General features: G+C 40.0%; 9 protein-coding genes and 4 tRNA genes. 4 read left to right on the top strand and 9 right to left on the bottom strand.

The features are described 5' to 3' along the window. Nucleotides 1-31: 31 nt before the first annotated feature. The 4 genes from H5180_RS02335 to H5180_RS02320 all read right to left on the bottom strand — a co-directional run bounded on the left by H5180_RS02335 (nt 32) and on the right by H5180_RS02320 (nt 6,067). A complete protein-coding gene (locus H5180_RS02335; RefSeq protein ID WP_182757598.1) occupies nt 32-1,096 on the bottom strand; it encodes an alkaline phosphatase D family protein in 1,065 nt (354 codons plus the stop codon). Further along, nucleotides 1,093-2,220, bottom strand: coding sequence for an alkaline phosphatase family protein (locus H5180_RS02330; protein ID WP_182757597.1), 1,128 nt, complete (start codon nt 2,218-2,220; stop codon nt 1,093-1,095). Before H5180_RS02330 ends, H5180_RS02335 begins: the two co-directional genes overlap by 4 nt. Nucleotides 2,221-2,286: 66 nt before the next feature. Then, nucleotides 2,287-4,656, bottom strand: a complete 2,370-nt coding sequence (locus tag H5180_RS02325) for a TonB-dependent receptor domain-containing protein (protein WP_182757596.1) — start codon at nt 4,654-4,656, stop codon at nt 2,287-2,289. Nucleotides 4,657-5,023: 367 nt separating this feature from the next. After that, a complete protein-coding gene (locus tag H5180_RS02320; RefSeq protein WP_182757595.1) occupies nt 5,024-6,067 on the bottom strand; it encodes an alkene reductase in 1,044 nt (347 codons plus the stop codon). A gap of 145 nt (nt 6,068-6,212) precedes the next feature. Between H5180_RS02320 and H5180_RS02315 the strand changes: the two genes are divergently transcribed. The 4 genes from H5180_RS02315 to H5180_RS23735 all read left to right on the top strand — a co-directional run bounded on the left by H5180_RS02315 (nt 6,213) and on the right by H5180_RS23735 (nt 10,691). After that, nucleotides 6,213-6,794, top strand: a complete 582-nt coding sequence (locus H5180_RS02315; protein ID WP_145233102.1) for a TetR/AcrR family transcriptional regulator — start codon at nt 6,213-6,215, stop codon at nt 6,792-6,794. A 72-nt stretch (nt 6,795-6,866) separates the two neighbouring features. Next, entirely contained in the window at nt 6,867-7,262 is a 396-nt protein-coding gene (locus tag H5180_RS02310; RefSeq protein ID WP_145233101.1) for a DUF2750 domain-containing protein, read from the top strand. Nucleotides 7,263-7,523: 261 nt separating this feature from the next. Further along, nucleotides 7,524-9,344 (top strand): tetratricopeptide repeat-containing diguanylate cyclase, encoded by a 1,821-nt coding sequence (locus H5180_RS02305; protein ID WP_182730646.1) that lies wholly within the window; start codon nt 7,524-7,526, stop codon nt 9,342-9,344. Between the two features lie 246 nt (nt 9,345-9,590). Beyond that, nucleotides 9,591-10,691 carry a methyl-accepting chemotaxis protein gene (locus H5180_RS23735; protein WP_274803910.1) on the top strand — a complete coding sequence of 367 codons (1,101 nt, stop codon included), beginning with the start codon at nt 9,591-9,593 and terminating at the stop codon, nt 10,689-10,691. Nucleotides 10,692-10,865: 174 nt separating this feature from the next. Here the strand turns inward: H5180_RS23735 and H5180_RS02295 are convergent. The 5 genes from H5180_RS02295 to H5180_RS02275 all read right to left on the bottom strand — a co-directional run bounded on the left by H5180_RS02295 (nt 10,866) and on the right by H5180_RS02275 (nt 12,933). Next, nucleotides 10,866-10,955, bottom strand: a tRNA-Ser gene (locus H5180_RS02295). Between the two features lie 148 nt (nt 10,956-11,103). Beyond that, on the bottom strand, nt 11,104-12,144 hold the full coding sequence (gene nadA / locus H5180_RS02290) for a quinolinate synthase NadA (RefSeq protein ID WP_182730647.1): 1,041 nt from the start codon (nt 12,142-12,144) through the stop codon (nt 11,104-11,106). A gap of 419 nt (nt 12,145-12,563) precedes the next feature. Next, nucleotides 12,564-12,639 (bottom strand) — tRNA-Lys (locus H5180_RS02285). 71 nt (nt 12,640-12,710) lie between these two features. Continuing rightward, a tRNA-Lys gene (locus H5180_RS02280) sits at nt 12,711-12,786 on the bottom strand. Nucleotides 12,787-12,857: 71 nt separating this feature from the next. Continuing rightward, nucleotides 12,858-12,933, bottom strand: a tRNA-Lys gene (locus tag H5180_RS02275). Nucleotides 12,934-12,978 lie beyond the last annotated feature (45 nt).

Below are 12,978 nucleotides of genomic sequence, written 5' to 3'. Positions count from 1 at the left end.
CTACTGTGCGTTTTATTTTCTGAGGGAGTCATTATTTATATGGGCTAATACTTGATAAGCTAAATTGGCTTTGCATGATCACATCGCCATCAATGCCTTTTAGCTGAAGTGAAATAGCTGGATCTGTTTGTTGCCAATCAATGCTAAAATCACCGTAATTAACGTCATGTGTGAACTTCCCCACGCGGTGTTTATTAGGACTGACGTTTTTCCATTTTTCAGTAAGGCCTGAGCTGGTCATTTCAATCAGTGGATAATCAAGGTTCTGTTCATACCTTGATATCTCTCCCCAGTGTGTGTCACCACTGATAATTACCACGCCGTTTACTTTGTGTTTTTTAATTAACGCAAATAAACGGTTTCTATCCTCCGGAAAATTAGCCCACGACTCCCAGCCGGTAAAGTCAGGCAGTAACTGTAAACTCGAAGCAATCAGTTTAATTGCAGCAGGCTTTTTAAGCTCTTGTTCAAGCCATTGCCACTGCGCCTCACCTAACATCGATGCGCCTTTTACTTCACTTGGGCTATAAGGCCCTTGATTATTCGCTTTACGCTCAGTCTTGTATTGTGTTTCACTAACGTGGTTAAGTGCATCGCGGTTCCAACGCAGATCAGGCATGATCACTTGTATCGTGTGCTCACCTTCGCCATACATATACGAGGTATAAATCCCATCGGCACGTGTGCGACGCACTGAACCCGTTGGCTCTTGCCAAAAGTCGAGCATAATTTTCCGAGACTGTTCTTTATGTGGGTACTCTTTACCTGCATCATTTTGGCCAAAATCATGATCATCCCACATGGCAATAAGGGGAGTCTGTGCTTTTAACGTTTTAAAGCCGGGCTTAGCGCCTAAGCGCTGATATTTATCGGCAAGTACGCGCATATCGTTGGTGTCGCCGTAGATGTTATCACCCAAAAAGATAAACAAATCTGCCTGCTCTTTATTGATTGCGTCAAAAATCGGAATATCTTTATCTTGATGCCCACATGAGCCAAACAGTATTTTTTGCGGCGTTAGTTTTTGCGGTGTACTTAATACTGAAAAACTCGCAACAATGCTTACCAATGCGGCCGCTTTAATTAAATGCTTCATTTTAAAATCTCATCAATTGCATCCGCCATAGCGGGATTAAGCTGCTTAGGGTTTTCGCCAAGTACGGTTAAAATCGTTGCCGCAACTTGTGCTTGTTTGAGCTCTGTTGTTGTTTTTAATAAACCTTGCGGTTTAATATCTGGGCCAATTGCAGCTAACCAAATATGCTCAGAGCCAATAATTCCCTCAGGAAAAGCTTTACGACCTTGCTCCGATTTTGCCATTGCTTGTTTTGAACTATGATGCTGCCAATCATTAGCGTTACTGCCACGGCCATGATCCGTGGTGATAATAAGCGTTGTGTTATTTTTATAGCCAGGTGTAGTCTGAATGGTTTGCCATAAGTCTTTGATAAAAGCGTCACTTTGTTTAGCCGACTGCAAATAGTGATCGTAATGACCATCATGGGCAAAATCATCGGTTTCACCTAAGCTGATCACTAATAACTTAGGCTTTTTTGCCAGCATATAAGCTTTGGCAAAACGATATGTAAAACTGTCTAAACGCACATTATGCCAAGGACTTGGGATCTCCTGTTGTAAAGCATTTAATAGTGGCGCATCGGCAAATAAGTCTGCCTCAATTGGCATAAAACCCGCATTTACATATACGTCGCTGCGTTTGGTATTAACAATAAACGGAAATACATCCCAACTGCCAAATAAGGCGGTTTTATTTTTATAGTCAGCGCGTTGCTCTAATCGCTCTAAAATAGTTTTATTTGGATTTGGCGTTTTATCATTACTGTTAATTGCCTCATCAACACTGCCAGTTAAGATCTCACTGTAGCCTGGGTATGAAAAATACCACGGGTTACTCACCGACATTGTTGAACCATTCTCTCTATCGCCAATTAACACACCGTGTTGAGCAATCGTATTGCTAATAAATGGCATTAACTGAGCTTGTCGGGCGTGTTTGTCATCGCGCCAAAACTGTTGTTTCAATTGCTCTGGCTGTTTAACAAAATCGGGATTTGCTAACAATTTTTTATCGGCGCCGTTAAATACCTCTTGCCAGCGCACACCATCAAGCGTCACAAGTACGACATTATCACTGGCTTTGACAATATGACTTACCATTAATGTACAGCCTATTACGGCCAGTTTAGCTATTGCTTTCATAGTATTCCTATCAATAAAAACCCATCAACAAGGATGGGTTTTGGTTATTATTTTTATAATTAGGGCTTAAAAATTAGCAGTAAATGTAAGTGCTGCAGTTCGTGGTGCACCAATAAAATAAGTGCTGCCATTACCTGTCCCACCCGCTAAATACTGTTTATCTGTTACGTTAGTGACAGCAAAAGCAATATCGATTGATTTAAATGGGCCGGCATTGACGTCTGCAGCATAACCGGCATTGATATCAAGCACGGTATAACCATCAACTTTATTACGTGTACGAGTTTGCTCATCTAAAAATGCACCTAAGCGTTCACCGGTATATTTAGCGGATATACCAAAGCGGAAGTCGCCACTGTAATAATCGGTCGAAAGCACAAACATATCGCTTGGTGAATCGATAACGTCATCGCCTTTTTTAAAGCTTGGCGGTAGCGCTTTTCCGTCTTCATCTTTGAGGATAACACCATCGGCATCGTAGGCACTTGGATCGTGCGATGCGTATTCAGAGCTGTTATTAGTATATGAAGTATAAATATTCCATTCATTTGTAAGCATATAACTTGCTGATAGTTCAATACCTTGCGAGTCAATACCACCTACATTGATGTAAGAGCCATTTGTACCTATCGTATAATCAATCCCGCCAGTATCACTGCCAGGTGCGATAAAGGTGATACGGTTATCAAAGGCAATAGAATAAGCGGTCGCAGTTAGGCTCAAGCGGTCTGCTTTATAACGTACACCAAAGTCGATATTTTCAGCTGTTTCTGGTTCAATTTCTGTGAGTGTAGAACTATCACGCTCCAGCACACCATCTTTAATTGCTGAGAAATTTTCACTGAAACTGGCAAATAACTCAGTGCTGCTAGTTAGCTGGTACAAAGCACCTGCACTAAATAACACATCTGAATCACTGTTTATTTTATCAGAGCGTAGATCTGCAAAATGATCGTATTTTTGTAATTCAACTAAATACTGTTTAGCGCCAAGATTAACTGTAAAATCGCCTAGGCTGATAGAATCTTGTACGTACCACTTAAAGGTATCTGTTTCAAAAGTATTTTTATATTGCGTCCAGTATGGGATGCTATCAAAGTGATGATACACGCGAGCGTCAATAACTTTATGCCAATCACGAGATTCGTCACGATCAGTTTGCTCAAGCCAAATACCTGCTTCAATATCGTGCATCCCTAAGGTTAATTTATAATCAGCGGTTAAACCTAAACGGTCCTTGTCATAGTGTGTATGGCGATATGACATTACCGGTATTGCCGAATCTGGGTAACACGCCGGATTCAACCCTGTGCCTGAATCCCATGGCCAACTGAGTGTATCCGTACAATTTGCATTAGGCGTTAATGGCTTACCTTGGCTATCTGCAAAACCATATGAGCCAGCATTTGTGCCGCCTTCGGTTGTTGGATTACCGTCTTTATCGACAGGTGATGTTAAATAAGGTGGGATCCAATCACCACGCCCTGAGTTTTTATGGTAATAAGGGCTGATTGTTAATAATGATGAAGGTGAGATTGCATATTCAAACTTTACGTAACCTAACGCATTTTCACGCAATGTACCCCAACCTTCTGCGAACATTTGGTCAAAGTGTGGCACGCCAGTCCAATTCCAAGTTAGTTGATCCCAATTTGGTGTTTGCGCAAATTGCTGCAAGCTCACACTGTTATAGTTGGTCTCACTTACATCATCATACGATAAACGCCCTGTTACAGTCAGCGCATTAAAGTTAGATACAAATTTAGCCTCAGCATGTTGATTATCTTTACCGCCATTACTGCCATCACCTATCCAGCGGCTAGTATTGGTTTGTGAATAACTCACATAAGCTTGCGTGTTATCAAAGAGAGTGCCAGTTTCATGCTTAAAATAATAACGAGTCGCATCATGGTCACCATTGGTGTAAGCAAATGTAGTTCCTCGCTCAAGGCTAGGAGCTTTACTTACAAAATTAAACGTACCACCGAGCGCTTCAAGTGATGCTGAGGCGATATCTGAGGTACCTTGGCCCACTTCAACCGTGGCTAAGTTTTCGCTGTCTAGGTAGCGATTAGCTTTTGCACCACCGCCATAATTAGAGCCGCCGTTTGGAATACCATCAACCGTCATACCTAACTGCTGTTGGTTACCATCGATACTAAAGCCGCGCATCGTAATAGTGGTAGACCAATCATCACCACCAAATGCATCACCTTCGTTAATACTAATTCCCGGTAGGTTATCCATCACCGATAATACACTTGATACCGAACTCTGCTGTTCAATCATTGATTGCTCAATCACACTATTTGCATAGCTCGTTGGTTTTGCCACTACCGTGACTTCTTCTATTTCATTGGTATTTGCAAAGCTATTAGTTGAAAACGCTAAAGCGATTGCTAAGCTTAAAGTCGATCTTTTAGTAAAAGTACGCATTGTTGTCCCATTTGCAATTATTGTTTTGTATACGGGCAAAGTATGGAGGGAATATATGACAAAAAAGCTCGAAAAAATTGACGTAACAGTGACAAATATATTGATTATTTATGGCAACAATGCAGCTTAAACAATTAACATATAAAGATATTATAATTTAAATAACAGTCTATCGCGGTAATATTTGTAGGAAATAGAGAGGGAGTTAAATCAATACGAAAGAGTATTTTTCACAGCATTAGTAACGATTAAAAAGCAATATTGCTAATCGCAAATAAATACCTAAAACGAGTTTGCAATCAACATGTATGGCGTTAATGCAACCACCTACAGAAGTAGGTGGTTTAGTAACTAAAACAAACTACGTTTAAATTAGTTCAGCCAGCATTTCATCACTATACGGAACCACTTCTTCAGCATTTTTGATTTTACTGATGTAATCTGGGTTTGCAATAAACGGGCGACCAATAGCAATTAAATCAAACTTATTGGCGTTAATCGCAGCTTTAGCCGTGTCAAAATCATAGCTACCAACACCCACTAAAGTACCTGAATAAGCTGCACGTAAATATTCTGACGTCGTTTTATCTGCAAGGCTTGCAAAGCGCATGCTATCGTCAAAAATACCGCCATGTAAGTAAGCGAGAGATCGGCTATTCAACTCATTTAAGAGGTAATCAAATACCGCTTTATCGCGGCTATCTTCGCTCATATTAAAGTAAGCACCAGGAGATAAACGTAGCCCAGTTTTATCTGCGCCGATGACATTAATTACCGCATCAACAACTTCAAGTGCAAAACGCGACATATTCTCTGGAGTTTGCCCGTATTCATCATCACGCTCATTGGCTGCATAATGTAAAAACTGATCGATTAAGTAACCATTCGCACCATGGATCTCAACGCCATCAAACCCTGCTTCAAGCGCATTCTCTGCAGCCTTTGCATAATCTGCAATTAATGACTTAATATCGGCAGTGGTTGCTGCTTTTGGGGTAATATAAGTAAGCTCACGCATACGTGGTACAGAGCCTTCAACACCAATCGCAGATGGGGCTAAAACGTCGCCATCAAAAAAGTGTGGATGTGCAACCCGACCAACATGCCAAAGTTGTGCAAACATTTTACCGCCCTGCTCATGCACAGCATCGGTTACTTTTTTCCAGCCTTGAATTTGTGCGCTGGTAAATAAACCTGGCGTATTCGGGTAACCTTGCGCATCAGGGCGAATAATCGTGGCTTCACTAATTATTAAACCGGCTTCAGCACGGCGTGCGTAGTAATCAACCATCGCTTGGGTTGGCACTAAGTTATCGTCAGCCATACAACGCGTTAGCGGTGCCATAAGTATACGGTTTTGTAATTCAATCGTGCCATTAAGCTTAAACGGTTGCAGTAGATCAGTGGTCATTCTTATCAATCCTTATCTTGAGTGTACATTCAAGATAAGGGCGAACAATAAAACATTCAAGTCTATTTTTGAATATTTGTTCAAGATTAAGTAAACTAACCCCACATACACCTTATAAGTCAAATAGAATGCAACAGAGCGCCCTATGAGAATAGCCGAATTTGACCGTGAATTTGTACTTCGCCAAGCGATGCTGGCTTTTATGCAACACGGTTATGCTAAAACGAGTATGCAAAAATTAACGCAAGTTACAGCGCTTCATCCGGGATCTTTATATGCTGCGTTTGGCAATAAAAAAGGTATTTTTTTAGCGGCTATTGAGCAATATCAGGCTGATAGAAATCAGCAATTTACGGCACTTTTTTGTCAACATAAACCCGTTTTACCAAGCCTACGCCAATACTTAGACTCAATAGTCAACGAGTGTATCAGTGGTGATGCGATGAAAGTATGTTTACTGACTAAAAGTATTAGTGAAGTTGAAGGGCAAGATTCACAGATCAGCCACGTACTGATGACAAATTTAAATGCCTACGAAAACGCCCTCGCCGAACAATTTGAGCGCGCGATAAAAGAAGGTGAAATCCCAAACACACGCACAGCTGAGCATCTAGCTCGTTTTTTAGCAATGGGCCTTTACGGCTTGCGAACCTATGCACTGACTAACCGCTGCGAACAAGATCTAAGCCAACTCGCCGACGATTTATACCACGCAATGTGTAATTAATTTTTAACTAATCGACATTTTGTCATATTAGTCAATATACTATACCTAAGCCATTCTAGAGAGAGTCTATTAATGAGTAATGCAACTGCAACCGCATCTGAAAAATTCGAGACAATCTTAAATTTAGGAGCCAAAAAAAGATTGGCTTTTATGTTTGAGACCGTCCAAGAGTTCAAACAAGTGTGGATATTAAATGACGACGATGGCTGTGTTATGCTCGCCAACGAAGATGATGATTGTGTACCGGTATGGCCTGAACGTATTTATGCCGAGGCATGGGCTACCGGTGAGTGGGAAAATTGCACAGCTAAAGCAATTCCATTGAAAGATTGGACAACCCGATGGACACCCGGTCTTGAACAAGATGACTTACTTATCGCCGTTTTTCCAACTGAAGAAGACGACGGCACAATTTTATTTCCTGATGAATTTGATTCACAACTAAAAGCACCTAAAAAACGTTACTAATTACACTTCGCTATAATTGAGTCGCAGACGTGTTGTTCTGCGACTTATCCACGCAAACTTTAAATTTTTTACGCGCAACGCTTTAAGACAAAGATACAAAATTAATACCTATAAAAATTAAAATATAACGGCAATAATGTCGCTTTTAGCGATAATTAATTTATGCTTATTCACACTGATCAGTGAAATAAACACAGCTCCCACTGCAAAAACTTTGGCATTAGTTGACTTCAACACGCCCCTTACTCTTTGGACTTTATAATGGTACGACAAGGTATTTTAATATTACTACTGCTAACGTTTATTAATAGTGGCTATGCCACAGAGCAAATTGACTCACTAGAATCCACACTCAGTGAAATAAAACAGCTCAAAAGTGATGGTGAATCCGCACAAGCTTATCAACAATTAAGAGCAACATATTCCTCGGCACAATCAACCACACAACAAGCTGAGTTAATGGTTGTTTGGCTTGCATTTATGAATGAAGACAAGAACTGGCATGAATTCGACTTGCTCAAAGACGATGTCTCACAATTACTCGATAGCGAAGTCGATATAGAAACTAAATACGCACTTTATGACAACCTCGGATTAATGAAATATCGCTTAGGTAAGTTTGCCGAAGCCGATTCTTATTTATCAAAAGCAGTGTCTTTTGCTGATGACACACAGCTTGCTACGAGTATGACTTACTATTTGTATGGAATTAACTCTGTTAGACAAGGAAAAATGGTAGATGGACTCGATAAAATCTTACATGCTCACGATTTACAAATAAACATTCAAGGATATGCTTCACCGAAGATATTAATTGGTTTAGGGTTTACCAATTATTATATGAAAAACTACGACAAAGCGATTGAATACACTCAACAGGCAATAGCAGCATACCCTGAAAATGACATACTGCTCACTGAGCTGTATGCAAACTTAGCTGCAATGTACGTTGATAAAGCCCAATACCAAGAGGCATTAATTGCCATTAATCAAGCCGAAAAAGTAGCCCACTTCCATAATATATTTGACCGAGTTCCTATAATTATTAATAAAGGCACTATTTATGCTGAGCTAAATGAGCACCAAAAAGCCATTGATTATTATTTAAAAGCGTTAGATATTGTAAATAAAAACAATGATTTAATACATAAGCCTACCGTTTTAAGTAATCTGGCACAAAGCAATCAAAGTTTAGGTAATTATAAACTTGCTGCCGACTATTTTGAGCAAGCCCTTGCTATATTTTCAAGCGAGAGTCAACTCATCAAACGTTTAGAAAACTATCCGCCAATGATCGAAAATTATCAATCATTAGGAAATTACCAACGCGCATTAGAACTTATGATTGAATACAAAGAATTAGATGATGAAAGTACCTCATTAGCTGCAAAAGAAAAATTTGATCAATCACAAGCAGCCTATGATATTGCCTCTAAAGAAAAGTCATTAATCGAAGCTAAACTAGCGCAAACAAGCAATGAAAATGCAATTCTACGACTCTATGGGATCGTTGCCTTCAGTCTTTTAATTATCCTATTTATTTATATTGCCTATAGACTAAAACACTCTGCCTACCTGCAAGTTAAAGAGCTTGCGTTGCGCGATCAGCTCACGGGACTATTTAATCGCCGCGCATTGCACGATATCTTTGAATTAGAAATGAGCCGGGTTAATCGCAATAAAAAAACTTTTAGTATTATTTTGCTGGATATAGATCATTTTAAAGTACTCAACGACACCTATGGACATGACTATGGTGACATTGTATTGCAAAAAGTGGCTAGCGCATTGCAAGATTCAATTAGAAGTATGGATAAAGTTGCTCGCTGGGGAGGTGAAGAATTTCTGGTGTTTTTACCTGAAACCAATAAAGAGCAAGCATCGCATCTTGCAGAAAAGTTACGCTTAGCCGTAAGTAACATTGAATTGACTTACCAAGATAAGCTACTTCAGGTCACTGTTTCTTTAGGTGTCTGTGAATATAATCAACAAGGTGAATATAAAGACATGGTTAAACAAGCCGATCTTGGTCTTTATAAAGCTAAAGAAACAGGGCGGAATAAAGTCGTCTGTCTCAGTTAAACTAACAAATGTTCTTGCGCGCAACTATCTTCAAACATATAGTTTACTAATAAAGCGATGTTATTTCCTCGCATTAAGGCTGCTCTGTTGACCTAAAAATAGCAATGGCACACTGTTTTATTGCGCTTGCTCAAAAAAATTACGACATAGTTTGCTAAACTAACCTAATAACCTATTAGATTAAGTGTGCTAGCACAACGCTGAGATTTACTCTGGGCACATTTACAGAAACTGTTGGACAAATACGTGATATTTAATTCTAAGTATAAAAAAGAAATTGCAAAACTAAAAAATGAAATTGTAGATATTCGTAACCAAAATGAAGCACTGCATGATGAACTAGAACAAGTTAAGAATGCTAAAAGTCAGTTAGTAGCGCAAATAAATCAAACTGATAAAACTGCCAAACAACAAGACGAATTAAACCGCTTGTGGCTACAGTCTTCAATTTTAATAGAGCAAATCAGGGAGAGCCTAGCAGCAAATTCAAGTGAACTTGTAATGCACAGAGATGGCTTTCAATCATCACAGCAGTTGCTTGATAACATTATTGTAATGCTATCCGCTACTTTGCAATCAACTTCTGTGATATCCAGAGACACTAAAACAGCCTCTGAATCTGTAAAGCAATTACAAACAGTCACAGCAGGGATTAATGACTTTGTAAACATTATCAAAGGCATCTCTGACCAAACTAACTTACTAGCCCTTAATGCTGCTATTGAGGCCGCCAGAGCTGGAGAACAAGGTAGAGGCTTTGCCGTAGTTGCAGATGAAGTTCGCACATTAGCACAACGCTCAGCTGATGCATCGAATGAAATTTCAGGCTTAATTGAACAAGTAAACCAACAAATGGACCACGTTGTTGGCAACATTACCGACGTCGGGAAACAAAGTAATGAGATCAGTGAAAGTTCAGCGGCTATCGAAGATACCGCTAATAAAATTGTTACGTTCTCACAAAACATGTATTCAGTTATTACCGACTCAACTGAAAACGCATTTATTCAGACGGTAAAAATGGATCATATCGTTTGGAAACTGGAAGTTTATAAGGTACTACTTGGGTTATCTGATAAAACCACAGATGAATTTGCCGATCACACAATGTGTCGTTTAGGTAAATGGTACTATAAAGGTGATGGTGCAGCTAAATACGCCTCCCATATTGAATTTAAAAACTTAGAAGCCCCGCACGCCGAGATTCACAACCATGGCATACAAGCATTGCAAGCCTTTGCAGATGGCCATTCGGATAAAATGATTGATCATATATCGCAAATGGAAGCGGCGAGCTTTAAAGCCGTTGATTTATTGACTAACCTAGCAAACAAAATAACTAAATAACGGTCGTTTTAAGTTTAACTACAACTTTAGCGCTGCTCATTTTATATTTATTATTGCAAGCAACTAAACACCAATACCTAATAAAAAGTAAAAAATAGTTAGAATTTGAATTATTTACTTCACTTTTTTATAGGCACAAAAAAGGACGCCATGAGGCGTCCTAATATAGAATAATGGCGGTGAGGGAGGGATTCGAACCCTCGTTAGGGATTAACCTAAACACACTTTCCAGGCGTGCGCCTTCAGCCACTCAGCCACCTCACCGCAGGCGTTAATGTATAACGCGGCGTAATAGTATGAAATAGCGCGCGGCGGTGCAAGGTGTTTTTCCCTTTTGCCTGTTAACTGCCTAGTAAACAAACAAAAAAGGCCGCTGATAGCAATACCAGCGGCCTTATCTTTATAGCCTAGTTTAGCGTTGGAGTGACGCTGAGAAATCGAGCATACGATTAAGCGACTTGAGTGCGCCTTCACGAAGGTCCATATCTACAAACACTTCTTTGCCAGTTGCATCTAATAACGCTTCCTCAATCGCTTTGAGGCCGTTCATTGCCATCCACGGGCAGTGCGCACAACTCTTACAGGTTGCGCCTTCGCCAGCCGTTGGTGCGGCAACAAATTCTTTATCTGGGCATAACTGCTGCATTTTATAAAAAATGCCGCGATCTGTAGCTACAATAAACTTTTGATTGCTCATCGTTTGTGCCGCTTTGATCAATTGACTGGTTGAACCTACTGCATCTGCTAACGCTACAATTTCCGCTGGTGATTCTGGATGAACTAAAACGCCAGCGTCAGGGTAAAGCGCTTTCATGTCTTTTAACGCTTTGGTTTTAAATTCGTCATGCACGATACATGCGCCATTCCACATGATCATATCAGCGCCAGTATTCTTTTGAATATAGGCACCTAAATGTTTGTCTGGGCCCCAAATGATTTTTTCACCCATTTCATCTAGGTGCTCAACAATCTCAAGGGCACACGATGAGGTAACAATCCAATCAGCGCGAGCTTTAACGGCAGTTGATGTATTTGCGTATACAACCACTTTACGATCAGGGTGCTGATCACAAAACGCTGAGAACTCATCAATTGGGCAACCAATATCAAGCGAACAAGTTGCTTCTAGTGTTGGCATAACCACGGTTTTATTCGGTGTCAGTATTTTTGCTGTTTCACCCATAAAACGTACGCCGGCAACGATAATCATGTCAGCATCGTGCTTGGCACCAAAGCGAGCCATTTCTAGCGAATCAGCAACACAACCGCCAGTTTCTTCAGCAAGCGCTTGAATTTCAGGATCAGTATAATAATGGGCAACCAATACGGCATTTTTATCAATCAATAATTGCTTGATACGTGCTTTGTATTGCGCCTGCTCATCATTATTCAATGGAGCTGGTTTAGGAGGAAAGATATAACCTTCAGGCATAATAGTTTGAGCTAAACTCATTTCTCGACCACTTAATCTACAGTGCATTTATGGGGCGGATTATACGAGAATATAAAACTAAATAACAGTAGTGGTCATAAATACCAATCTACTTAAATATTTAATCATTCTAGCAGGCTAAATAAAGCGTTAACTGCGTTAGTTATTTTTTATGTACGACTGCATGGATGCAGGAGGTAGAGCAATGCAGGAGCAATTGCCGAGAACAACTACATGTCAAAATTTAAGCCTTGTTATCACTGTATTTATCTGTCGCTATAAATGGTCAGTAACTTAACACGATTGATATAATAGCAATTTGATTAACGCATTTGTATTTAGCTTGACGATGATTTTTGTAAGTGTTTTTTGCTTTTGATGTAAAGTGATGTGAATTTACTAAATAGGGGTCAGATAAACTGAAATTGAATAAACCAGAATGGTGGGTCATGATGGACTTGAACCATCGACCAATGGATTAAAAGTCCACTGCTCTACCAACTGAGCTAATGACCCGCTCTGATGTGCCTAAGCACGCTGCGTAGATCCGCCGATTATAACCACTCTACTATTCTACGAATAAAGAATGGTGGGTCATGATGGACTTGAACCATCGACCAATGGATTAAAAGTCCACTGCTCTACCAACTGAGCTAATGACCCGCTCTGATGTGCCTAAGCACGTTGCGTGAATCCGCCGATTATAACCACTCTACTATTCAACGAATAAAGAATGGTGGGTCATGATGGACTTGAACCATCGACCAATGGATTAAAAGTCCACTGCTCTACCAACTGAGCTAATGACCCGCTCTGATGTGCCTAAGCACGCTGCGTAGATCCGCCGATTATAAC

Source organism: Pseudoalteromonas sp. SR41-4 (assembly GCF_014163985.1).
GTDB lineage: Bacteria > Pseudomonadota > Gammaproteobacteria > Enterobacterales > Alteromonadaceae > Pseudoalteromonas > Pseudoalteromonas rhizosphaerae.
Note: the sequence above shows the minus strand (reverse complement) of the source record. Positions and strands in the feature narration are given on the sequence as shown.

Coding starts and splice junctions, on each gene's coding strand:
- H5180_RS02335 (WP_182757598.1), bottom strand. CDS start 1,096: ATGAAGCATTTAATTAAAGCGGCCGCATTGGTAAGCATTGTTGCGAGT.
- H5180_RS02330 (WP_182757597.1), bottom strand. CDS start 2,220: ATGAAAGCAATAGCTAAACTGGCCGTAATAGGCTGTACATTAATGGTA.
- H5180_RS02325 (WP_182757596.1), bottom strand. CDS start 4,656: ATGCGTACTTTTACTAAAAGATCGACTTTAAGCTTAGCAATCGCTTTA.
- H5180_RS02320 (WP_182757595.1), bottom strand. CDS start 6,067: ATGACCACTGATCTACTGCAACCGTTTAAGCTTAATGGCACGATTGAA.
- H5180_RS02315 (WP_145233102.1), top strand. CDS start 6,213: ATGAGAATAGCCGAATTTGACCGTGAATTTGTACTTCGCCAAGCGATG.
- H5180_RS02310 (WP_145233101.1), top strand. CDS start 6,867: ATGAGTAATGCAACTGCAACCGCATCTGAAAAATTCGAGACAATCTTA.
- H5180_RS02305 (WP_182730646.1), top strand. CDS start 7,524: ATGGTACGACAAGGTATTTTAATATTACTACTGCTAACGTTTATTAAT.
- nadA (WP_182730647.1), bottom strand. CDS start 12,144: ATGAGTTTAGCTCAAACTATTATGCCTGAAGGTTATATCTTTCCTCCT.